The sequence below is a fragment of the Actinacidiphila sp. bgisy144 genome, assembly GCF_057708105.1.
Window position 1 is genome coordinate 62,303 of sequence record NZ_JBYIRM010000036.1, and the last position, 21,234, is coordinate 83,536.

Annotated in this window: 16 protein-coding genes and 1 pseudogene; 7 read left to right on the top strand and 10 right to left on the bottom strand. The window is 75.7% G+C overall.

What is annotated here, in order from left to right:
* Positions 1-16: 16 nt before the first annotated feature.
* Positions 17-2,347 (top strand): ATP-binding protein, encoded by a 2,331-nt coding sequence (locus AC3EVP_RS30995; protein WP_435135656.1) that lies wholly within the window; start codon positions 17-19, stop codon positions 2,345-2,347.
* Here AC3EVP_RS30995 and AC3EVP_RS31000 read toward each other — a convergent pair.
* Entirely contained in the window at positions 2,295-5,933 is a 3,639-nt protein-coding gene (locus AC3EVP_RS31000; RefSeq protein WP_435135658.1) for a CHAT domain-containing protein, read from the bottom strand. The two genes, AC3EVP_RS30995 and AC3EVP_RS31000, sit on opposite strands and share 53 nt — an antisense overlap.
* Before the next feature lie 104 nt (positions 5,934-6,037).
* Between AC3EVP_RS31000 and AC3EVP_RS31005 the strand changes: the two genes are divergently transcribed.
* Positions 6,038-7,270: an SEFIR domain-containing protein gene (locus tag AC3EVP_RS31005; protein ID WP_435135660.1), complete on the top strand. Its 1,233-nt coding sequence runs from the start codon at positions 6,038-6,040 to the stop codon at positions 7,268-7,270.
* Positions 7,271-7,347: 77 nt separating this feature from the next.
* On the opposite strand, the gene AC3EVP_RS31010 is transcribed toward AC3EVP_RS31005, so the two are convergent.
* The 4 genes and pseudogenes from AC3EVP_RS31010 to AC3EVP_RS31025 all read right to left on the bottom strand — a co-directional run bounded on the left by AC3EVP_RS31010 (position 7,348) and on the right by AC3EVP_RS31025 (position 11,604).
* Positions 7,348-8,010, bottom strand: a complete 663-nt coding sequence (locus AC3EVP_RS31010) for an NAD(P)-dependent oxidoreductase (protein WP_435135662.1) — start codon at positions 8,008-8,010, stop codon at positions 7,348-7,350.
* Positions 8,011-8,127: 117 nt separating this feature from the next.
* Positions 8,128-10,670, bottom strand: a pseudogene (locus AC3EVP_RS31015) (ABC transporter permease).
* Positions 10,671-10,684: 14 nt separating this feature from the next.
* A complete protein-coding gene (locus AC3EVP_RS31020; RefSeq protein ID WP_435135688.1) occupies positions 10,685-11,443 on the bottom strand; it encodes an ABC transporter ATP-binding protein in 759 nt (252 codons plus the stop codon).
* A complete protein-coding gene (locus AC3EVP_RS31025; RefSeq protein ID WP_435135664.1) occupies positions 11,398-11,604 on the bottom strand; it encodes a hypothetical protein in 207 nt (68 codons plus the stop codon). The genes AC3EVP_RS31020 and AC3EVP_RS31025 overlap by 46 nt, the downstream gene beginning before the upstream one ends.
* 215 nt (positions 11,605-11,819) lie before the next feature.
* On the opposite strand from AC3EVP_RS31025, the gene AC3EVP_RS31030 reads away from it, so the two are divergent.
* Entirely contained in the window at positions 11,820-13,121 is a 1,302-nt protein-coding gene (locus AC3EVP_RS31030) for a sensor histidine kinase (RefSeq protein ID WP_435135666.1), read from the top strand.
* Between the two features lies 1 nt (position 13,122).
* The gene (locus AC3EVP_RS31035) at positions 13,123-13,782 is read left to right on the top strand and encodes a response regulator transcription factor (RefSeq protein WP_435135690.1); all 660 of its coding nucleotides are present in this window, start codon (positions 13,123-13,125) and stop codon (positions 13,780-13,782) included.
* A 72-nt stretch (positions 13,783-13,854) separates the two neighbouring features.
* Here AC3EVP_RS31035 and AC3EVP_RS31040 read toward each other — a convergent pair whose 3' ends face one another.
* Positions 13,855-14,895 (bottom strand): epoxide hydrolase family protein, encoded by a 1,041-nt coding sequence (locus AC3EVP_RS31040; protein WP_435135668.1) that lies wholly within the window; start codon positions 14,893-14,895, stop codon positions 13,855-13,857.
* Between the two features lie 39 nt (positions 14,896-14,934).
* On the opposite strand from AC3EVP_RS31040, the gene AC3EVP_RS31045 reads away from it, so the two are divergent.
* Positions 14,935-15,498 (top strand): helix-turn-helix domain-containing protein, encoded by a 564-nt coding sequence (locus tag AC3EVP_RS31045; protein WP_435135670.1) that lies wholly within the window; start codon positions 14,935-14,937, stop codon positions 15,496-15,498.
* A 90-nt stretch (positions 15,499-15,588) separates the two neighbouring features.
* Here the strand turns inward: AC3EVP_RS31045 and AC3EVP_RS31050 are convergent, their stop codons facing one another.
* The 4 genes from AC3EVP_RS31050 to AC3EVP_RS31065 all read right to left on the bottom strand — a co-directional run bounded on the left by AC3EVP_RS31050 (position 15,589) and on the right by AC3EVP_RS31065 (position 19,512).
* Entirely contained in the window at positions 15,589-16,764 is a 1,176-nt protein-coding gene (locus AC3EVP_RS31050) for a mandelate racemase/muconate lactonizing enzyme family protein (protein WP_435135672.1), read from the bottom strand.
* A 179-nt stretch (positions 16,765-16,943) separates the two neighbouring features.
* Positions 16,944-17,924: an SMP-30/gluconolactonase/LRE family protein gene (locus AC3EVP_RS31055; protein ID WP_435135674.1), complete on the bottom strand. Its 981-nt coding sequence runs from the start codon at positions 17,922-17,924 to the stop codon at positions 16,944-16,946.
* Positions 17,921-18,868, bottom strand: coding sequence for a sugar kinase (locus tag AC3EVP_RS31060; RefSeq protein ID WP_435135676.1), 948 nt, complete (start codon positions 18,866-18,868; stop codon positions 17,921-17,923). Before AC3EVP_RS31060 ends, AC3EVP_RS31055 begins: the two co-directional genes overlap by 4 nt.
* Positions 18,865-19,512 (bottom strand): bifunctional 4-hydroxy-2-oxoglutarate aldolase/2-dehydro-3-deoxy-phosphogluconate aldolase, encoded by a 648-nt coding sequence (locus AC3EVP_RS31065; RefSeq protein WP_435135678.1) that lies wholly within the window; start codon positions 19,510-19,512, stop codon positions 18,865-18,867. Before AC3EVP_RS31065 ends, AC3EVP_RS31060 begins: the two co-directional genes overlap by 4 nt.
* Positions 19,513-19,634: 122 nt before the next feature.
* Between AC3EVP_RS31065 and AC3EVP_RS31070 the strand changes: the two genes are divergently transcribed.
* Both AC3EVP_RS31070 and AC3EVP_RS31075 read left to right on the top strand, forming a co-directional pair.
* Positions 19,635-20,411, top strand: coding sequence for an SDR family NAD(P)-dependent oxidoreductase (locus AC3EVP_RS31070; RefSeq protein ID WP_435135680.1), 777 nt, complete (start codon positions 19,635-19,637; stop codon positions 20,409-20,411).
* A gap of 89 nt (positions 20,412-20,500) precedes the next feature.
* Entirely contained in the window at positions 20,501-21,169 is a 669-nt protein-coding gene (locus AC3EVP_RS31075; protein ID WP_335984053.1) for a GntR family transcriptional regulator, read from the top strand.
* Positions 21,170-21,234: the final 65 nt, after the last annotated feature.

A 21,234-nucleotide genomic window follows, 5' to 3' on the forward strand; every position in this document is an offset into this window, starting at 1 on the left:
CGGGAGGGCCCAGGCCATGCGAGAGCAACCGGACTTCCGAGAGCAACCGGACTTCGCCGCCCTCCTGCGGCACCTGCGGCAGCAGCGCGGCTGGTCGCTGCGCGCCCTGGGCCGGAAGATCCACCTCGACCACAGCGTGCTCAGCCGATACGAGAACCGGCTGCGCGTCCCCGACCCGCAGGAGGCCGCCCGGCTCGACACCGCCCTCGGCGCCGACGGGGCCCTGCGCGCGCTGGCCGGGGCCGCTGCCCGGGCGGCGGCCCCGGCACCCTCCCCGGTCCCCGCGCGGGGAAGCGGCGCCGTACCGGTCTCCGGACTGCCCCCGGCCGTCGGGCACTTCCGGGGCCGCGACGAGGAGATCGCCGCCTTGACGGCGACGCTCACCGCCGCCGGCCCGGCGGGCGCGACGACGACGGTGTACAAGGTCGACGGCCCGCCCGGCAGCGGCAAGACCGCGCTGGTGACCGAGGTCGCCCGGCGCACCCGCGCCGGCTACGCGGACGGCTGCCTCTTCCTCGACCTGCACGGCTACAGCGAGGGCGCCGAGCCGCTGCCGCCCGCCGACGCCCTGGGCAGGATGCTGCGCCGGCTCGGCGTCCCGGCCCAGGCCCTACCCGACGAACTCGACGAGCGCGCCGCCCTCTTCCGCGACCGGACCCGCGAGCTGTCCCTGCTGCTCGTGCTCGACAACGCCCGCTCCAGCCGCCAGGTGCGCCACCTGCTGCCGGCCGGGCCGCGCTGCGCGACGCTCGTCACCAGCCGCAACCGGCTGGCCGCCCTGGACGACGCGGAACACCTCACACTGAGCGGGCTGACGCCGGCGGCGGCCACCGCACTGCTCCACGAGGTCTCCGGACTCCCCGACACACCGGCGACCCGCGGCGCGTGCGCGGAGATCGTCCGGCGGTGCGGCCACCTGCCGCTCGCCGTACGGATAGCCGCCGCGCGGATGCGGGGCGAGACCCCGCTCGACCCGTGCCGGCTGGCCGGCCAACTCGCCGACGAGCAGCGCCGGCTGGCCGCGCTCGACGACGGGGACCGCAGCGTCCGCGCCGCCCTCGAACTCTCCCGCGCCGCCCTGGACCCGGCGGAGAGCGAGCTGTTCGTCCTCCTCGGGCTCTACCCGCACGAGTCCCTGGACGCCCAGACCGCCGCCGCGGTCTCCCGCACCTCTCCCGCGACCGCCGGACACCTGCTGGAGCGCCTCTACGACGCCGGCCTGCTGCTGCGCGCGGACCCGGACCGCTACCGGTTCCACGACGTCACCCGCACCTACTGCCGGGCCGTCGGCCGCGCCGAACTCTCCCCCGACCAGGTCGCGGTGGCCCTGCGCGCGCTGCTGGACCATGTGCTGCGCAGCTGCGCGAACGCCGAACTCCGGCTCAACCCGCACCGCTACCGCTTCCCGTCCGCCGCCGACCCCGACGGCCCGCCGGCCCGCGAGTTCGCCGGCCACGCCGACGCGCTGGCCTGGCTGAACGACGAGCTGCCCGCTCTCGTCCTGCTGTGCCGGACCGCCGGCGAGCAGGGCTTCCTCGCGCACTGCTGGCAGCTCGCCCACATGCTGCGCGGCGTCTTCTTCCTCGGCCGGTACTGGGACGAGTGGGAGCGGACCCACCGCTGGGCACTGGCCGCCGCACGCCGGGCCGGGGACGCGGCCGCCGAGTCGGCGACCCTGAGCAACGCGGCCCTCGCCCACTCCACCAGGAACCGCCTCGACGAGGCGACCGGCCTGCTGGACGAGGCGATCCGGGTGGCCCGCGCGGCCGGCGACCGCCACGCCGAGTACACCGCGCTGGGCCACCTGGCCTGGGTCCACCACCTGGCCGGACGCCACGAGCAGGCCCTGGCCCAGGAGTTGGACGTGCTCGACTTCCACCGCGCCGAGGGCGCGCCGCGCAAGGTCGGGATCGCCCTGCGCGACGCCGCCGCCGTCGAGCGGGTGCTCGGCCTCCACCCGGCCGCCACGGCCCACCTGCTCGAAGCGCTCGACCTGTTCTCGCAGCTGGGCCTGCTGCTCGACGGCGCCATGGCACTCAACTGCCTCGGGCAGGTGGCGGCGGACCGCGACGCTCCCGACGACGCGGCGGGCTACTTCCGGCGCGCGCTCGCGGCAGCGCGCGCCTGCGGCAGCCGCTACGAGCGCGCCCGCGCCCACCTCGGTCTGGGGCTGCTGGCTGCCGCCGAGCGGTCCGCGGTGCGTGCCGGGTGCCATCTCGCACTGGCCGAGCGGGAGTTCACCGCACTGGGCGCCCTCGCCGAGTCCGCCGCCGCACGCAGCGCCCGGTCCGCCCTCACGCCCCCGCATGGAGATAGCCGGCCCAGTGCACCGGGGCCGACGGCATGACGTCGCGCACCGACCGGGCCGCGGACACGATCACCTCCGCGGCCCGGTCGACCCGCAGCCGGCCCTCGGCGTCCTTGAGACCGGTGTAGAAGCGGGTGGCGATCCGGACGGCGCCCTCGTCGCCCACCGGCCAGAACGTCCCGATCACATGCGTGAACCCGATGAGCTGGAACGCCGAGGTGATGTGGACGGACTCGTCGGCCAGCCGCGGCGCCGCCTGCGTCGTGGAGCAGGCCGACAGGTAGCACAGCGCGCCGTGCGGACTCGACACCCGGGCGATCCGGCCGATGGTCAGCGGTGTGACCAGATGGTCCGACAGCAGCACCCTGCTCTCGGAGGGGACGTCCCGGTCGGCGACGGCGTGGCAGGCGAAGTGCGCCACGGAGCGGTTCTCCAGCGCGCCCACCACCGCGTCGTACCCGGCCTGCGGCCCGCTCAGCACGTCGGCGCCCGGCAGCAGGCCCCGCAGCGCCTGCGCCTCCCCCTCGGCGCCGGGCAGGGGAGTGGCGCCGGGCGGGTCGGGCACGCAGACCACCAGGGCGCCGGCCGGGTCCGCGGTGCGTGGGGCGGGAGTGCGCCGGGCGTAGGACAGGGCGTAGAGCGTCGGCGTGTAGGAGGAGACGACACGGTCCATCACGCTGCGGCCCGCGCGCTCGCGGTGGCGGCCCGCGGCATGCAGGGGAAGGTGCGCCATGACACCGACCGGGCACCACCACAGGCGGGCGGGCAACCCGCCTCCGGAACCCGCGACGGCGTCCAGCACGGGTTCGGCCACCGCGTCCCACAGCCACTCCAGGACCGCGTTCATCTCCCGTCCCGCGCGCAGGCGCCCGCCGTAGGTGCCGGCCGTCAGCGCCTCACCCACCGCGGCACGCAGGGCGTCGGCCTGCCGGGCCGCCTCCCGCACTCCCGGTACCGCGCCGCGGACCGGCAGCGGGGGACCGCCGCCGGCGGGCACCACGAGCGCCCCGCAGCCTTCGTCGGCGGCGTAGACGTAGACGACGGGGCCCTCGGCCGACCGGCCGCGCAGGTCCGCCAGCGGCACCGGGTCGAGGAAGGAGCGCAGGCCCGGCAGGGCCCGCACCGCGGCGACCATCGCCTGCCACCGCTCGTCGAGGCCCGCCCGGCGCCCGGCGAGGCGCGCGGCCGCCGCCGCGGCCGCCTGGTGCCCGCCGCCGGTCTCCGCCGCGCTCACCGGATCGGTCGCCGCGTCGGCGAGGAACTCCTGCTGCAACCGGACGAACTCGTCGGCGAGGCCGGGCGCGCGCTCGCGCAGCCGCGCCAGGTCCGCGGAGCGCTCCAGCATCCCTTCCGCGAGCAGCAGGCCCCGGGCCCGTTCGAGCAGCTCGACACCGCGCTGCGGGCGGCCGGCCGCGACGGCCACGGCGACGGCCTGCGCCGCGAGCCCGCTGACGCGGCCGAGGGCGTGCTCCCGGTCGGCCCGCTCCAGGCGCCGGCCGGCCAGCCGCGGCAGCAGGGCCACCGCCGCCTCCACCGCGGCCATCGCGGCGTCGTGGCCGGCCCGGGCGGCCGCGAGCCGGGCCCGCTCGCGGTGGGCCCAGATCCGCATCACCGTGGAGGCGCCGGTGTCCTGTGCCGCCTGGGCGAAGAGGTCCTCCGCCTCGCGCGCCGGCCGGGCGTCGCCGCGCAGCGTGCCGAGAGCGGCCAGCGACAGGCCGAGGTTGGCCCGCACCGCCGGCAGGTGGCCGTGGCCCGCCGGCAGCAGGCCGACGGCCTCCCGGCCCGCCGCCACCGCCTCGGCCGGCGCCGACGGATCACCGGTCCGCGCGTGCAGCAGGCGCAGGATGATCATCAGGTTCGACAGCCGCCCCGGCCGGTCCGGGTCGTGCGCGCGGGTCCCCGCGGCGACGTCCCTGCTGATCGCGGCCGCCTCGCGCAGCGCGCCGAGGTCGTCCGCGGCCGCCGCGTACGCCCGCAGCAGCAGGCTCAGGGTGGACCGCACCGCCGGGCGGTCGGGTGCCCTGCGCCGGGCGGCGGCCAGCGCCTCCCGGCAGGCCGCGACCCCCTCCGCCAGCAGCCGCGCGTCACCGGTGCGTTCGCCGATGCTGCGCAGCACGATGCCGAGGTTGGACAGCCGCCCCATCCGGTCGGGGTGCCCGGCCGCGGTCAGCTCGGCGGCCTGGCGAGCCCGTGCGACGGACTCCTGGAGCAGCGCGGTGTCACCGGTGATCTGGTAGGAGAGGTGCAGGGACAGGCTGAGGTTGGCCGCCGCGGCAGCGGTGTGCGCCGGCGCGAGCGGTCCGGCGACGGCGAGCCGGCCCACGGCGACGGACTCCGCCAGCACGTCGGGGTCGGCGCGGTACTCGTACCGCGCCCGCAGGACCAGGCCCAAACTCGACAGCAGGGCGTTGCGCGTCGGCGCGTCCAGGCCCGGGAACCCGACGGCCGCCCGCAGCAGCGCCACGGACTCGTCGAGCGCCTCCGGGTCCGCGGCGCGCTCGTGGCGGGCGAGCAGGCACACGGCGAGGTTGCCCGACGGGACCGCACGGGCGCGGTCGGACGGCGGCAGCAGACCGAGGGCGGTACGCCCGGCCGTGATCGCCTCCCGCAGTACGGCGGCGCTCCTGGTACGGGTGTGCAGGGCGCTCAGGGCGCCGGCGTGGTTCGCCCACAGCCGCGGGTCGTCCTGCGGCCCGTCCGCGGTGGGCGCGACGGAACCGCGGGTGGCGGCGACGGCCTCGGTGAGCAGCCGCAGCGTGCCGGTGCGCTCGTAGAGGTCCTGGAGCGCGGCGCCCAGACCGCTCAGCCGCCGGCGGCGCGCCGCGTCCGTACGGCTCAGGTCGAGCGCCGTGCGCGCGGTCGCCACCGCCTCGCGCAGCAGGCCGGTGCCGGCCCGGCCGCGGCCCACCGCGGACAGCGCGAGGGCGAGGTTGGCCAGCCGGCCGGCCCGGGCGTCGCCGCCGCTGTCTGCGATGCCGTCGCCGCCGTCCGCGGTGAGCGCGACCGCCCGGCGGCACACCGCCAGGGCCTCGTCGAGGGTGGACGGGTCGCCGGTGGCGTCGGCGACCATCTGGAGCGCCGCTCCCAGGTCGGACCAGGCGCCCGCCTCCTGCGCCGTGCCCCGGGCCGACCGCGCCGCCGCGCGGAACAGGCCGACCGCTTCCCGCAGCGGCGCCAGGTCGCCGCTCGCCGCGTGGGCGGCGATCCGGGCCCGGGCCGCGCTCGCGGCGTCGGTGCGTGCGGCAGGTGCGGCGGGTACCGCGGGTGCGGCGGGCTGGTCCGGAGACGGGGAAGCGGCGCCACGGGCCAGAGCGGCGCGCAGGTGCGGGGGCACGAGTTCGGGGGCGGTGCGCGCGAGGGGGAGCAGCAGGTCGGCCGCCGCCGCGAACTCCGGTCCGCCGCCCTCCTCCGCCAGCACCACGTGCCGCAGCCAGTGCAGCACGCCGAGCGCGTAGCGGGCCTCCTGGTCGGCGTCGAGATCGGTGGCGGCCCGCAGGCCGGATGCCGCTGCCGCCGCGTCGGCGCCGCTGAGCAGGGCGGCGTCACGGGTCCGGCCGAACCCCGCGATGCGTTCCCTCACCGCGGCCAGCAGCAGGTCCCTGGAGCGGGCGATAGGCTCGGTCATGGCATCAACCCACCCTTTTCCGTAGGGAGTTGCGCGGCGGGAACAGCGCCTCCGCCTGGCCCCCTGCTTACCACCAGCCCGCCCCCGAGCGCCGGGAGAAGCCCATGGCCGCCGTCGACCCCCTGTCCGAGGTGGCGCTCCTGCTCGCCGACGGAGGCGGCAGGTGGCTGGACGCGACCCCGGGGGACTTCGCCCTGGGATCGATCGCCCTGCGCGGGTGGCAGGTGCATCCGGTCCGTCCGGTCCCCCCGGGGTTCGCCGGGCAGCAGGCGTGCCTGGTCAAGATCAACTACGACCTGCGGCTGGAGCCCGACGCGCCCGGGCCCAGCTGGTTCGAGGTCGGCCTGGCCCTCTCGTGCCGCGAGAGCGGCACCGTCTCGGTGGCGGACGCCGTGCCCCGTACGGTGCTCGACCCGCAGCCGCCCGCGTCCTACCGCGTCGACGGCTTCCTCAACCTCGCGACGGCCGCGGGGGGCGACGGCGCGGTGCACCTGCCCGCGGTCCACCCGCTGGTCGACGTGTTCGGCGTGGGCGGGGCGGAGGTCCGCTGGCGGCACTCGGCCCGGCGCGGCGAGCAGATACGGCCGGGGTCGTACACCCACTGGCTGGTCCTGCTGGCGCCCGCGGACTGCCCCGAGGTGGCGGTGGAGGTCTCCGCGCGGTTCGACCTGCCCCCCGACGACGCCCTCGGCCACCTGCCGGCGACCGAGGGCGCGGCCTTCGCGCTGCGGCTCGCCGAAGACCGTCCCGCGGTCGCGGCGGCGCCCGCCCCGGACGGGGCCCCCACCGCGCCCGCCCCCGGAACACCGCACGCCCCCCGGGTGTTCGTGTCCTACGCGCACGACGACGAGCCGCACGTCGAGGCCGTGCGGGTGTTCAGCGAGTTCCTCGCCAGGGACTGCGGGTTCGACGTCCACATGGACCGGTGGGACCTCGACCGGCGCAGGGACTGGTACCTGTGGGCGATGCACCAGATCACGGCGGCCGACTTCGTCCTGGTCATCGCCTCGCCGATGTGCCGGACGGTGGGCGACGGCCGGATGGCCGACAAGAGCCACCGGGGCCTCCAGTCCGAGATGGGCATCCTGCGCGAACTGCTGCACAGCGACCGGGCGGTCTGGTCGGCCAAGCTGCTGCCCGTGGTGCTGTCCGGGCGGACGCCTGCCGAGATCCCGCTCTTCCTCCAGCCGCAGAGCGCCGACCACTACGTGGTGGCGGACCTCAGCCCGGCCGGGGCCGAGGACCTGGTGCGCGCGATCACCGGCCGCCCGCCGTACTTCCGGCCGCAGGCGGCGGCCCGCACTGCGGGCCCCGGCCACCCGCGCCGGCTTCCCTGACACCGCGACCGAGACGGCCGGCGCACCGCGACCGCCCGCAGGGCCGCACACTGCCGGTGCCGAGGCGCCGTCAGCTCTCAGTAGCCCACGGTGAACCGGGTGTTGAGGTGGCGTCCGTGCTCGATCTCGTCGACGACCGCGACGGCGAAGTCCTCGGCGGAGATCCGGCTCGTGCCGTCCTCACCCACGAGGAGGTCGTCGAGGGCGCTGCGGTACGTACCGGTCCGGGAGCCGGGACCGACCAGCGCGGACGGGCTGATCACGGTCCAGCGGACGTCGCCGACGGTCCGGAGGTGATCCAGCGCCGCTCCGTGTGCGTGCATGATCTGCACCAAGGTCTCCGGCAGCCCCTCGGTGTCCCACAGCAGCCTGCCGTCGGAGGTCCGCAGCGCCCCGGCTCCGCCGACCACGATCAGACGCGGGGCGACGTTGCCGCCGCCGAGGGAGCGCAGTCCCGCCACGAGCGACCTCGCGGAGGGCTCGGCTGTGGCGCGATGTCCGGCGCCGTCGCCGTGCCCACCGCCGACGGCGCTCACCACGACGTCCCGGCCGCCGGCCGCGCCGGCGACCGACGCCGGATCGAGGACGTCTCCTGTGACGATCCGCAGCGCCGCATGGGTCCGGGTCAGCTTCGAGGGGTCGCGGACCACGGCCAGGACGTCATGGCCACGATCGAGCGCCTCGCCGAGGACGCGGCTCCCGATCATCCCGGTGGCGCCGAACAGCGTGATGCTTGCCATCAGTGTCTCCTCGAAGGTGAAGGCGTCTTCCGTGCGGGACGTGCGTCCCCGCGGCGCGCGTCCCCGGCGTGAGCCGAGCGTAGTCGGATCGCCGGCCCGTCACCGCGGGACCGCCGCTCACTGCGCGCGGATCACGGCGGCCGGTGGGGTGCGCAGGGCCCGGCGGGTGGGCAGTTCGACGGTGAGGAAGGCCGTGGCGGTGACCAGGAGGGCGAGGGCGGGCAGCAGCCACGCCGGGCCCGCGGGCCACGGCCGGTCGAGGAAGCCCTGGCCGAGGAGGGCGAGCGGGACCGCGGACAGCAGCAGGGTCGCGGCCAGAGCGGTGGCGGCGGTCACCGCGGCCTCGCGGCGCATCATCGCGCGGACCTGCCGCGGCGTCGTGCCGCCCAGACGCAGCGCGGCCATCTCGACCCGGCGCTGCGCGGTGGCGGCGACCAGCTTGGTGGCGATGCCGAGCAGGAGGTACGCGAGCAGCACGACGATGGTGACGAGGTTGATCCACACCTCCGGCGGGGCGTCCTTCAGGCCGGTCGCGGCGGCGGGGCGGGCGTCCTCGAGCGCCAGACCGGGGCGGGCCGCGACGAGGGCCGTGAGGGCCTGCCGGGCCGCCGGGGTGCCGTCGGTGCGCACCAGGATGCTCTGGTCGAGCGTGGCCGTGGTGTGGCCGGCGGCCAGATCGTGCGACAGGACCAGCGAGCCGAAGCCGAGCCCGCGGGAGTAGACGGCGACCACGGTGGCGGTGACATGCGCGCCGTCCCCGAGGACCAGGCCGATCCGGTGGCCCACCTCGGCCGAACGCGAGCGGGCCGCGTCGCTGCTGACGGCGACGGTGGCACCGGTCAGACGGGCCAGGCTGCCCGCGCGGACCCCGAGGTCGAGGACGCCCGCCGCGCCGGGAGTGAGGATCATCGCAGGGTCCGACTCGGTGTCCGTGTCGCCGAACTGCCGGTACGGCCACACCACGGTGGTCGTGCCGACCGGTGCCGCCGCCCGTACGCCGGGCGAGTCCCGTACGGCGCTCAGCACGCCGTCGGGCAGACCGCCCAGGCCCGGAGCGGTCAGCCGCTGCTGGGCGAGGGTCCCGGTGCGGGTGTCCTGAGCGGTGGCGGCCAGCACGGTGGTCTGGGTGAAGGTGTAGGTCAGGACGAAGACCACGGCCATCGCCAGGCTGCTGACGATCCCCGCGTTGCGCAGGGCGTACGCGCGGACGTTGGACATCGCCAGCCAGGCCGGCGCGGAGGAGCCGGCGACCGTACGGCGGGACGCGGCGGTGCCGATGGCCCGCATCAGCGCCGGACCCGCGAGGGCCAGCCCGATCGCGCCGAGGACACCCGCGAGAGACGTGGCGGTGGCGCCGGCGACGGTGCGCGCGAACAGCGGCGCGACCGACAGACCGGTGGCCGCGACGACAAGCAGCAGGCCCGCGCGGGTGCGGGCCTTCGACGGGGTACGGGGCTCGCTGCGGGACTCGGCGACCGCCTCGACGGCCGGCCGGCGGGAGGTGCGCCAGGCCGCGCCCCGAGCGGCGAGCTGCACGCACAGGACCGTCAGCAGGACGGTTGCGAGCGCGGGCAAGGGGCTTACCGCCAGGGGCAGTTCGGACGGAATGACACCCAGGTCGGCCAGCAGCCGCCGGAACCGGTCCGCCAGCAGGTAGCCCGCGGCCACGCCGGGCGCCAGGGCCACGCCTGCGACCACGGTGGCCTGCGCGGCGGCGAACCGCCGGATCTGCCGGGGAGTCGCGCCGATGGCCCGCATCAGGGCCAGGTCGCGGCGCTGCCCGTCCACCGACACGGTCAGCGCGCTCGCCGTCACGAACCCGGTGATCAGCAGGACCACCCCGGCCAGTGAGCCCGCGAGCAGCATCAGCAGCGAGCGGGACGCGCCGGCCCCGGGCGAGACCAGGTCCCCGCGGGCGGCACCGGTGACGGCCACCAGTCCGCTGCCCTTCAGCTTCGTACGGACCTCGGCGGCGACCCGGTCCCGTGCGCCCGGCGCGGTCCGCAGCCCGACGAGGTCGACGGTGCCGGCCCGCGGGCCGCTGTCGCGGCCGGACAGCCGTACGGCGGTCGGGTCGTCGAAGAGGATGCCCGCGTCCGGAGCGTCGACCACCGCCGAGACGCGGTAGCCGGCGGCGGGGCGGCCGCCGGCCACCACCTGGACCCGGTCGCCCACGCGTACGCCCGCCGCGACGGCGACGGCGCTGTCCACCGCGACCTCGCCCGATCCGGCCGGTGCCCGGCCCGCCAGGTGCGCGGCGGCGAGCAGCCGTGCCGACGACCAGCCGTGTCCGGCCGTCGCCGGGTCGCTGCTCCCGGCCACGACCGCGCCGCGGCCGTTCAGCACCGCCGCGGGGAAGCCGATGTCGCCGGCCGCCGCCGTCACCCCGGCAGCCCGGACAGTTCGGCGGTCAACCGGGCCGGTATGCCGCGGCGTTCGGGAAGCGCGATCGGCAGGTCGCCGCTCGGGTGGTACTCCTGGGAAGCGGCGACCACGACGTCCGCGCCGGCCAGGCGGCCGGCCGGCAGATGGGACCGCAGTCCGGACTCGGCCAGCACCCCGGTGCCGGTGACCAGGGCGGCGCTGCCGAGCACCGCGCAGGCCACGGCGGCCGGCGCCGTGAGCCGCTGCCCCGCCAGGTGGGCCGCCAGACGGAACATGCCGTTCACGCCGCTCACGCCTCTCCCAACTCGACGAGACGACGGGCCAGCGCGGGGGCGGTCGGCTCGTCGAGGGCCTCGACCACCCGGCCGTCGGCCATCACCAGCGCCCGGTGCGCCCGGGCCGCGGCGGCCGGGTCGTGGGTGACCATCACGACCGTCTGGGCCAGGTCGTCGACGAGTTCCCGCAGCAGGCCCAGGACCTCGTGGGCGCTGCGCAGATCCAGCGCGCCGGTCGGCTCGTCGGCGAACACGACGGCGGGCCTTGCCACCAGGGCCCGGACGACGGCGGCCCGTTGCTGCTGCCCGCCGGACAGTTCGGCGGGCCGGTGCGCCAGCCGGTCGGCCAGCCCCACCCGCGCCACCAGCGTCCGCAGCCAGTCCCGGTCCGGGGCGCGGCCCGCCAGCCGCAGCGGCAGCGTGATGTTGTCCTCGACGCTGAGGGAGGGGATCAGGTTGTACGCCTGGAACACGAACCCCACCCGCTCGCGGCGCAGTTCGGTACGGCGGGTCTCATTGAGCCCGCTGATCTCCCGGCCGTCGATGCGGATGCTCCCCGAGGTCGGGGTGTCGAGTCCGGCGGCACAGTGCATCAGCGTGCTCTTGCCGGAGCCCGAGGGCCCCATCACGGCGAGGAAGGTGCCCCGTGCCACGGTCAGCGACACGTCGTCGAGGGCGCGTACGCCTGCCGCGTACTCCTTGCTGACGTGCGCGAGGGCGATGGCGTTCACCGGCGTCCCCGCTGGTGGGCCACGACGAGGGTGACGCCGCAGACCACGGTGACGGCTCCGCAGGCCAGGTGCACCCAGGTGTGCGCGGCGCCGTAGGAGGCGGCCATGTTGACGACGGCACTGAGCACGGCCAGCGTCCACAGCATCGGGCGGAGGACGTCGCCGCGGGCGAGGCGGCCGGGTTCGGTCGGTGTGTTCGGCATGGGGGCTGCTCCCGGGGGCTCGTGCGGTCCGCGCTGTCGTCACCGACGCTAGGGACCAGCACCCCTGCCTGCCGATCCCGCAGGGTGCCCGGCAGGAGGTACAGCCTGCTGTACTTCCCACCGCCGCGGCCGCCCCGCGCACGGGCGGACGGCTAGGGTCGTCCGGGACGAAGCACGGACCGAGCAGGCAGCGCACGGGCCGGGAAAGAGGCCGGATGGACACCCCGCAGCACCCCGCGGCCGCCCACCGGGGCGATGGCCTGCCGGACACCGCCCTGCGGGCGCTGCGCACCGCGGGCACCTCGATCGGCCGGCTCGTCTCCGGGCTCGGCACGGCGCTGCCGGCCCTGCTGGTGCTGCTCTGGGCGGCCGTCACCGCCGTGACGAGCCTGGCCGGGGTGGGCCTGCTCATGGCACCCGCCGTGCTGCGCGCGCTGCACGCCCTGGCCGGGCGGGAACGCAAGCGGCTCGGCCGCTGGGGGCCGGAGGTCATCGCTCCCGACCCGCCGCCGACGCGGCTGCGGCTCGCGCTGGCCGACCCCACCACCCGGCGCGAGCTGCGCTGGCTGGTCCGGCACGCCACCCTGGGGCTCCTGCTGGGGCTGTTCGGTGTCTTCCTGCCGATCTCCGCGGTCCGGGACACCGCCTTCCCGCTCTACTGGCGGTTGGCTCCCACCGACGCCACCGCCACCTCCCTCGGGATCGGCGTCGCGCACTCGTGGCCGGACGCCCTCGCCGTGGGCCTGCTGGGGCTGGGCTGGATCACCATCCTCCTCGGTCTCGGCCCCGGGATGGCCCGGCTCCAGGCCCGGCCCGGACGGCAGCTCCTCACCGCCGGGCCCGACGTCGATCTCTCCCTGCGCGTGGCGGAGTTGACGGCCACCCGGGCCGCCGCCCTGGACGCCCACGCCGCCGAACTGCGCCGCATCGAGCGGTCCCTGCACGACGGCACGCAGAACCGTATCGTCAGCGTCACCGTCCTGGTCGGCGCCGCCCGCCGCATGGTGGCCCGCGACCCGGCCGGCGCCGGCGAACTCCTGGAGCGCGCCCAGTCCGCCGCCGAACAGGCCCTCGCTGAGCTGCGTACGGTCTCCCGGAGCATCCTGCCCCCGGTGCTGGCCGACCGCGGCCTGGCCGGCTCGCTGGCCGGACTCGCGGCGAACTGCGCGGTGCCGTGCCGGATCGACATCGACGTACCCGAACGGTGCGCCGCCTCCGTCGAGGCGACCGCCTACTTCGTCGTCGCCGAGGCACTCACCAACGTCGCCAAGCACAGCGATGCCCGGCAGGCCACCGTCACGGCCCGCAGCCGCGGGGGACGGCTGCGGGTGCGCGTCGAGGACGACGGCCACGGCGGCGCCGAGGGCCCCTCTCCCGCCGGCCCGCGGGGCGAGGGCGGTGGCTCCGGGCTCAGGGGCATCCGCAGCCGCGTCGCGGCACTTGACGGTAGCCTCCTGCTGACCAGCCCGCCCGGCGGCCCGACAACCCTCGAAGTGGACCTTCCCTGTGGATCGTGACCTGCGGATCGTGATAGCCGAGGACGACCCGTTGCTCCGCGAGGGCCTGGCCCTGCTGCTGCGCGCCGAGGGCCTGGACGTGGTGGCCACCGCCGGCACCCCCGACGGGGCGCTGGCGGCCATCGACGAGCACCAGCCGCACGTCGCCATCCTCGACGTGCGCATGCCGCCGACCCACACCGACGAAGGGATCGTCGCCGCGGTCGAGGCCCGGCGCAGGCGGCCCGGCCTGGCCGTCCTCGTGCTGTCCGCGTACGTCGAGCAGAGCTTCGCGACCGAACTGCTCGGCGGCGGCGTCGGCGGCCTCGGGTACCTGCTCAAGGAACGCGTGGGCCGGGTGGAGGAGTTCCTGGACGCCCTGCACCGGGTGGCGTCCGGCGGCACCGCCATCGACCCGGAGGTCGTCGCGCAGCTCTTCACCCGCTCCCGCCAGGACTCCCGGCTGGAACGCCTCAGCCCCCGGGAGCGCGAGGTGCTCGCCCTGATGGCCGAGGGGCTGGGCAACAGCGGCATCGCGGCACGGCTCGTCGTCACGGACGGCGCGGTCCACAAGCACATCCGCAGCATCTTCGCCAAGCTCGACCTGTCGCCGGCCGACCAGGTCGATCGCAGGGTCGCCGCGGTCCTGCACTACCTGGAGGGCGCCGGCCGCCTGGCCTGAGCACACCGCCTGGCCTGAGCCCGCCTGCCGTCCCGTCGGGGACGACGTGTCCGAGGGCGGGTCAGCAGGCGCTCACCGGCCCCGTCCGACCGCGCGGCGCAGATCGTCGGCGTAGGCCCGGGGCTGCTCCCAGGCGGCGAAGTGCCCTCCGGCGGGGTGTTCCACGTAGTCGAGGACGTTGAGGAACACCTCGGCGTAGCTGCGTGGCTCCGGCTTGGTGTCGTGCGCGAAGACGGAAAGCACCGTCGGCGTGTCGATCCGGTCGGGGAGGGCGACCGGTTCGGCGTAGGTGCCGAGGGAGGTGCCGATCGTGCCGGTGACCCAGTAGGCGGTGACCCAGGTGAGCAGTTCGTCCGGTGTGAAGGCGGACCCGTCGGACCAGGACCGCAGTTTCTCGACGATCCAGGCCGCGAGTCCGGCGGGGGAGTCGCCGAGGGCGACGGCGAGCGTGTTGGGCTTCGTCGACTGCTGCGCGATGTAGCCGCCTTCGGCCCGGAACCACTGTGCCGACCTGCGGAGGTAGGCGGCCGCGTCCGGGGCGAGACCGGCGGGGTCCGCCGTGACGGCGCGCTGCGGGGCGACGTTCGTGAGGTGCAGGGCGGCCACCCGGTCCGGATGCCGGGCCGCGAGGAGCTCGGCGACGGTGCCGCCCACGTCGCCACCGGACACCGTGTACCGCCGGTGCCCGAGTTCCTCCAGGGCGTCTGCCACGACCCCGGCGATCAGGCCGGCCGACATGCCAGGACCGGTGACCGGGGCGGCGAACGGGAACCCCGGCAGCGCGGGAACCACCACGTGCATGTCGCTCAGGAGGGGCAGCACGCGCTCGAACCGCAGCACCGAGTCCGGCCAGCCGTGCAGCAGCACCACGACTGGGGCGCCGGGGTCCGCGGACCGCTGGTGGATCACGCGCAGGTCGGTGCCGCCCGCCCGCACCGTCACCCACGGATACGCGTGGATGCGGCGCTCGTGCCTGCCCCAGTCGTAGCCGTCCGCCCAGTACTCCAGCAGTTCGTCGAGTTCGGTGCGGGTGATGCCCCGAGCAGCGTCGTCATCCCAGGGGGTCGCGACCCGCCGCGTCCGCCGGAGCCGGTCCCGTATCTCGTCATCCATGTGTATCAGCGTACACATGGGATGTGTATGGTGGTGCACATGAGGGTGCGAGACGCGGCCGCCACCAAGCGGAGAATCCTGGAGCAGGCGAGACGGCAGTTCGCGCAGCACGGGTACACGGCCGCCACGGTCAAGGGCGTGGCCGACGCGGCCGGAGTGTCGCCCAACCTCATCACCCGCTACTTCGGCGGCAAGGAGGGCCTCTTCCTCGCGGCGACGCGGGTGGAGATCCCGGTCTCCGGCTCCTTCGACGGCGACCGGTCCACGCTGGGCGCGCGCCTGGCGGCCAGCATCGTCGCACGCTGGTCCGGCGCGCCCGGGGAGGACCCGCTGCTCGTGCTGCAACGCGCCTCCGGCGAACGTCCGGAGGCCGCCGAAGCACTGGCCGCCTTCCTCGACGCGAACTCGCTGGAACCGCTGTACCGCTATCTGCGCGACAGCGGTCTGGACGACGCGGACGCCCGCGGCCGCGCCGCGGCGATCGACGCCTTCGTGCTCGGCGTCTCGACCCGCCGCCGGGTCCTGCGCCGCGACATCGGCGATCCGGCGGACCTCCAGGCATGGCTGGCCGCCACCATCCAGCGCCTGGCCGACGGGCGCTGAGAACCGGCCCCGAGGCGGAGCCGGGTGGGGTGTCCTGGTCCCAGGACACCCGGGCGAACGCCCGGCAGCAGCTGAGTGGGTCCGGGTCCGTCAGAAGCGGGCGACCGTGTAGCGGTCGACGGCGGCGTCGTCGAGTTCGAAGCCCAGGCCGGGTCCGGTGGGGACGGTGAGGGCTCCGTCGCGGAACGCCGGCGGGTTACGCAGGATCTGTTCACGGATGGGGTTGGGGAGCCGGTTGTACTCGTAGGTGCGCAGGTTGGGGATGGCGGCGCACAGTTGGAGCGCCGCGCACAGGCTGACCCCCGAGCCGACGCCATGCGGAGCGATGTCGACGTGGAAGGCGGAGGCGAGGGCAGAGAGCCGGGTGGCCTCGGTGATGCCGCCGCTACGGGCGACGTTCGGCATGAAGACGTCGATGGCGCGGTGCACCAGACAGTCGCGCAGGTCGAACCGGGTGAAGTGGGTCTCGCCGTTGACGATGGTCAGGCCCGTGCGACGCCGCAGTTCGGCGAGGTTGGCCAGGTCGTCGACCTGGAGGGGTTCCTCGTACCAGGAGATGTCGAGGTCGCGCAGGACGGAGCCCACGCGGGTCGCCTCGTCGAGGTCGTACGCGCAGTTGGCGTCGGTGAGGATGTCGATGTCCTCACCGACCGCGGCGCGGACCGCGTGCAGGTGGGCGCGGTCGGTGCGGGCACCGCGGCCGATCTTGACCTTGAGGGTCCGGAAACCCGCGTCGACGAAACCGCGTGCCTGAAGCGCCGAGTCCTGCGGATCGGCGTGCAGCGCGACGGGGCTCGCGTAGCACTCGACCCGTTCCCGGACCGGGCCACCGAGCAGGCGGTGGACGGGCACTCCGGCGTGCTTGCCCCGCAGATCCCACAGGGCCAGGTCGACTCCGGCGACGGCTTCGAGGTAGAACCCGCGGTTGTGGCCGCCCGCCGCCTGCCCCTGGAAGAGCCGTTCCCATACCGCGGTGGTGGCCAGGCCGTCCTGGCCGACCAGCAGCGGGGCCAGGACGGTGGCGACGACGGTGGCGGTGACCTCGGGGGAGGGCAGGCCGTAGCACTCCCCGATGCCGACGCTGCCGTCCTCGGCACGCACCTTGACCAGGGTGGCGTACTGGCCGTGCCGGGGCAGGACCCGGTGGCTGGACGCCGGGTAGCGCAGCCAGTCGGGGACGTCGTCGGGCGAGTCGTAGAGGTCGTCGAAGCTGGCCGACAGCGCCAGGACCTCGACTTCGGCGATACGAAGGGGGGCGTTGCTCACGGGGTTCTCCACGTGGTCGATGGCTGCTCGGGCAGATGCGCGGCCGTGCTCATGCGTTGATGGCGCCGAGGGCCCGGCTCTCCTCACCTGGAAGGCGAGAGGGACGAGGGAATCGTATGAGGTATACGAAATAAGAACCAGAGGTGGGAGTACATTCGCGAAACACTTCGCGCCGCGCCTCACCTACCACGCTGCGTGAGCGCCAGGCCGCTGCGGCCGAACCCGGCCGCCGGTGGCGCGGTCGTGCGGCACCGCCGGGACAGCACGGCGCCGGCCAGCGGATCGGGGTCCGGCAGGCGGTGCCGGGCGGTGGTCACGTACATCCGCCCGTCGCCGAACGCGATGCTCGTGGCGTGCGGGGTGGGCAGGCGCAGGGTGCGCTGAAGCGTGCCGTCGGACGTGTAGGCCCGCACCTGCCCGGCGCCCCAGACCGCCACCCACAGCCGGCCCCGGTCGTCGACGGTCATCCCGTCCGGGCGTCCGCCGCCGTCCGGGAACGAGACGAACAGGGCGGGGCGCCCCAGCTCTCCGGATCGCGGATCGCAGGGAATACGCAGGATGGTGCGCTCCGCGCTGTCGGCGAGGTACATCACGCTCCCGCAGGGCGTGAAAGCCGGGCCGTTGGGAACCGACAGCCCGCTCAGGACGCGGCGGACGGAGCCGTCGTGCTCCACCCGGTACAAGGACCCCTTCCCCGGCGTGCCGTCCGCCGCCATGCTCCCGGCCCAGAAGCGTCCCGCCGGGTCGCACACACCGTCGTTCATGCGCATCGGCACCGCCGAGCCGGCCTCGGGCCGGGCGAGCCAGCGGGTGCGGCCTTGCGGGTGGACGACGGCGATGCCGGTTCCGGCCGCCGCGATCCAGCCACCGGTTCCGCCGGCCCCGCCCGCCCCGCCGCTTCCGCCGGCCGCCTCGATCAGTGGCGCCACGGCGCCGAGCGGAGTGCCGAGCGCGGCCAAGCGGACCGGTGCCTGCCCGAGGCCGTCCCGGCAGGCGTAGAGGTCGCCGGCCAGCAGGTCGACGAAGAGCAGCCGGCCGTGCGGGCGGGCTCCTCCGGCGTGGCGGCAGTAGCGTGCCCCTTCGGCGAGGTGGTACCGGTCCGGCGTCAGGACATGCCACGCATGGGCACCCGCCCGCTCCGCCGGCTGGTCGGCGCTCACCGCAGCGCACTGCCTGGTTCGGCCCCCAGGAGCGGCAGTTCGTGCCGGGCGGGCAGGCCCTCCCAGTCACCGTACGAGGCGACGGCAAAGGCTCCGGTGCAGACGGCACGGTGCAGCCGGCCCCCTGGAGGCTCCCCGTCGAGCAACGCTGACAGGTACCCCGCCACGAAAGCGTCCCCCGCACCCACCGTGTCCCGTACGGACACCTGTTGGGCGGGCAGCGAGGCCGAGCCGTCCGCCGTGAAGACCTCCGCCCCGGATGCTCCGCGCTTGATCACGACCTCGTGGACCCCGGCCGCCAGCAACGCGTCCACCCGGGCCTGCTCCGTGCCGGCCGACTCGGGCGCGGCCAGGGCGAGTTCGTCCTCGGACGCCACGAGTACGCCGACATCGCGGACCAGCGGCCGGAGGGTGAGGGCCGCCTCCTCGCGGGACCACAGCCGGGCACGGTAGTTGACGTCAAGGCAGACCAGCGAGCCCGCCGCCGCGGCGGTCCGCACCGCCGACTCGACCGCCCGCCGGGGCTGCTCGCCGAGCGCGGAGGTGATGCCGGTGACGTGCACGATCCGTGCCCCCTCGGCGAGTGCGGGCGCGAGATGGGCCGCCGAGATGCGTGAACCGGCCGACCCGGAACGGTAGTAGCCGACCCGCGTCAGGTCGGCGAGCCTCGGCTCGAAGACGACGACGCCGGTCGGTCCGGCGTCCGTGGTGCCGGCGCGGGACACGTCCACGTCCTCCGCCCTGAGCGTGCGCGTCACCAGGCGCCCGAACTCGTCCGCGCCGGTCAGTCCGGCCCAGCGGACCCGGTGGCCGAGCCGCGCCAGGCCGATGGCGACGTTCGACTCCGCGCCGGCCACCGACAGGTTCAGGGTGCCGCCGAGGATCAACGGCCCCTCGGCACGCAACGCCGCCATGGTCTCCCCGAAGGTCAGTACGTCGATCACCGCGACTCCCGAGCGATCAGGCCGCGGAACCGGGCGGCGCGCTCGGCCAGCGCGCTCTGTGCGCCGGCGCCGGTGCTGTCCGCCGCGTCACCGACCAGGGGGCCGCCCACGCCGACGGCCAGTGCCCCGGCTGCCAGGTACGCGCGGGCCGCGTCGGCGTCGATGCCGCCGACCGGCACGAACGGCACCTCGGGGAAGGGGGCGCGCAGGGCCGACAGGTAGGGCACACCGCCCAGGGCGGCCGGGAAGAGCTTCACCGCGGCCGCCCCTTCCGCCACGACCGCGGCCACCTCGGTCGGAGTCAGCGCACCCGCGAGCACCGGCAGGCCCAGATCCCGGCAGGCGGCCACTGCTTCGGTCGCCCCTGGCGTCACCGCGAACGCGGCGCCCGCTTCGGCGGCCCGGCGGGCGTCGCCCGTCGTCAGCACGGTCCCGGCGCCGAGCGGCACGTCCGTGCCGAGGGCCGCCCGTGCCCGCGCTATGACACCGAGGGCGCCGGCGGCGGTCAGCGACACCTCGACGAGGCCGATGCCGGACCGGACGAGGGTGAGCACCGTGGCGAGCGCCGCCGAGGGGTCGTTGCCCCTCACGATGGCAAGCAGCCGGTGAGCGCTCAGGGCGGAGCGAAGGTCGTCGGGTGTCATGGGAGCCTCCCCAAGGCCGTGCGGGTATTTCGTAGATCGTATACTGTTCCCTTCGGCTTGCTCCCGGCCTCGCCAGGGCGCCGCCGGCCCCCACACCACCTGCGCGACAAGAGAGGACGGCGATGACACGAACAGCCCTTGTCACCGGTGCGGCGGGCGGAATCGGCCGCGCCGTCGCCGCCCGGCTCGCGGCGGACGGCCTGCGCGTGGCGGGGATCGACCTCGCGGACCCGCGCCTCCCGGGCGTCTCCTACCACCGCGCGGACGTGACCCGATCCGACGAGGTGGCGACCGCCGTGCGCGGGGCGGCCCGGGAGCACGGCGGGGTGGACGTCCTCGTCACCTGCGCGGGCGTGACCGAGGGCCGGCCGCTGCACCTCACCACCGAGCAGGAGTGGCACGCGGTACTGGCCGCCAACCTCACCTCGGTGTTCCTGTGCGTCCGCGAGGTACTGCCGGCCATGATCGAGGCGGGCGCCGGCGCGGTGGTGACCGTCGGCTCGGTGCTGCATCGCACGGCGGCGCCCGGCCTACCCGCCTACGCCGCGGCCAAGGGCGCGCTGGCCGCCCTCACCCGGCAGCTCGCGGTGGACTACGGGCACCACGGAATCTCCTTCGTCACGGTCTCCCCGGGCTGGGTCCGCACCCCGGCCACCGAGTCGCGCCTCGGCGGCGCGGAGGACCTCGGCAGGCTGCGCGAAAGCAATCCCATGCGCCTGCTCGCCACGCCCGAGCAGGTCGCGTCCGCGGTGGCCTTCGCCGCCTCGCCCGACGCGGTCCTGCTGGCGGGCGGTGAACTGGTCCTGGACGGCGGCGCGTCCGCGCTCAGTCCCGCCAGCCTGCTGAGGGACGGGCACCGGGAGCGGATGGGGCTGCCTCCGCTGCCCGGCCGGCCGTGACCGACACGCGGCCGGGTCCACTGCGGAGAAGGCCCGGAGAACAGGCCGGCGTTCCGAGCGGCCGGGCGGATATCGCATACGATGAACGCATGGCGGAGAACAGCTGGGCCGTGCGGCTGCCCACGGTGAAGAGCAAGGCCGACCTGGTCTACGACACCTTGCGTCAGGCCATCGTCACCGGGGATCTGCGGTCCGGCGAGCGCGTCAACATGGACGAGCTCGCACGGAACCTGGGCGTCAGCAAGATCCCCATCCGCGAAGCCGTCAAGCGCCTGGAATCCGACGGCCTGCTCACTTCCCACCTGCACGCGGGCGTCACCGTCGCCGAGATCGACAAGACCGAGATGCGCGGCGTCTTCCTCGCCCGTGAGGCGATCGAGACCCTCGTCGCCCGGCTCGCCGCGGAGCGGGTGGACGACGAACTGCTGACCGGGCTGGCACAGGCCCAGGCCGCGATGCGCACCGAGCTCGACCAGGGCGCGATCGAGCGCCTGCCCGAACTCAACTCCGACTTCCACCGGCTCCTGTCCGAGGCCAGCGGCTACCGCATCCTCGCCGAACTCACCGAGCAGTTGCTGATGACCATCCGCCGTTACCGCATCACCATGCCCCGTGACGCGCAGAACTGGCAGGCGGTCCTCGAGGAGCACGAGGCCATCATCGCGGCGCTGCGCCAGGGCGACCCGGAAGCAGCCGCGGCCGCCGCCCGGCACCACACAGCCTCCCAGGCGGGCCACGAAGTCGCCGACGGCAACTGACTTCCCGGGGCGGGCCGGTAGAACGTTCGGTGCCAGCCCTGAGGGCCCGGCGGATGCTGGTCCGC

What these genes read in the sequence shown, in the direction of transcription:
- AC3EVP_RS31025 (WP_435135664.1), bottom strand. Translation starts at nt 11,604, where the DNA reads ATGCCGAACACACCGACCGAACCCGGCCGCCTCGCCCGCGGCGACGTC.
- AC3EVP_RS31005 (WP_435135660.1), top strand. Translation starts at nt 6,038, where the DNA reads ATGGCCGCCGTCGACCCCCTGTCCGAGGTGGCGCTCCTGCTCGCCGAC.
- AC3EVP_RS31000 (WP_435135658.1), bottom strand. Translation starts at nt 5,933, where the DNA reads ATGACCGAGCCTATCGCCCGCTCCAGGGACCTGCTGCTGGCCGCGGTG.
- AC3EVP_RS31045 (WP_435135670.1), top strand. Translation starts at nt 14,935, where the DNA reads ATGAGGGTGCGAGACGCGGCCGCCACCAAGCGGAGAATCCTGGAGCAG.
- AC3EVP_RS31070 (WP_435135680.1), top strand. Translation starts at nt 19,635, where the DNA reads ATGACACGAACAGCCCTTGTCACCGGTGCGGCGGGCGGAATCGGCCGC.
- AC3EVP_RS31065 (WP_435135678.1), bottom strand. Translation starts at nt 19,512, where the DNA reads ATGACACCCGACGACCTTCGCTCCGCCCTGAGCGCTCACCGGCTGCTT.
- AC3EVP_RS31030 (WP_435135666.1), top strand. Translation starts at nt 11,820, where the DNA reads ATGGACACCCCGCAGCACCCCGCGGCCGCCCACCGGGGCGATGGCCTG.
- AC3EVP_RS31075 (WP_335984053.1), top strand. Translation starts at nt 20,501, where the DNA reads ATGGCGGAGAACAGCTGGGCCGTGCGGCTGCCCACGGTGAAGAGCAAG.
- AC3EVP_RS31040 (WP_435135668.1), bottom strand. Translation starts at nt 14,895, where the DNA reads ATGGATGACGAGATACGGGACCGGCTCCGGCGGACGCGGCGGGTCGCG.
- AC3EVP_RS30995 (WP_435135656.1), top strand. Translation starts at nt 17, where the DNA reads ATGCGAGAGCAACCGGACTTCCGAGAGCAACCGGACTTCGCCGCCCTC.
- AC3EVP_RS31010 (WP_435135662.1), bottom strand. Translation starts at nt 8,010, where the DNA reads ATGGCAAGCATCACGCTGTTCGGCGCCACCGGGATGATCGGGAGCCGC.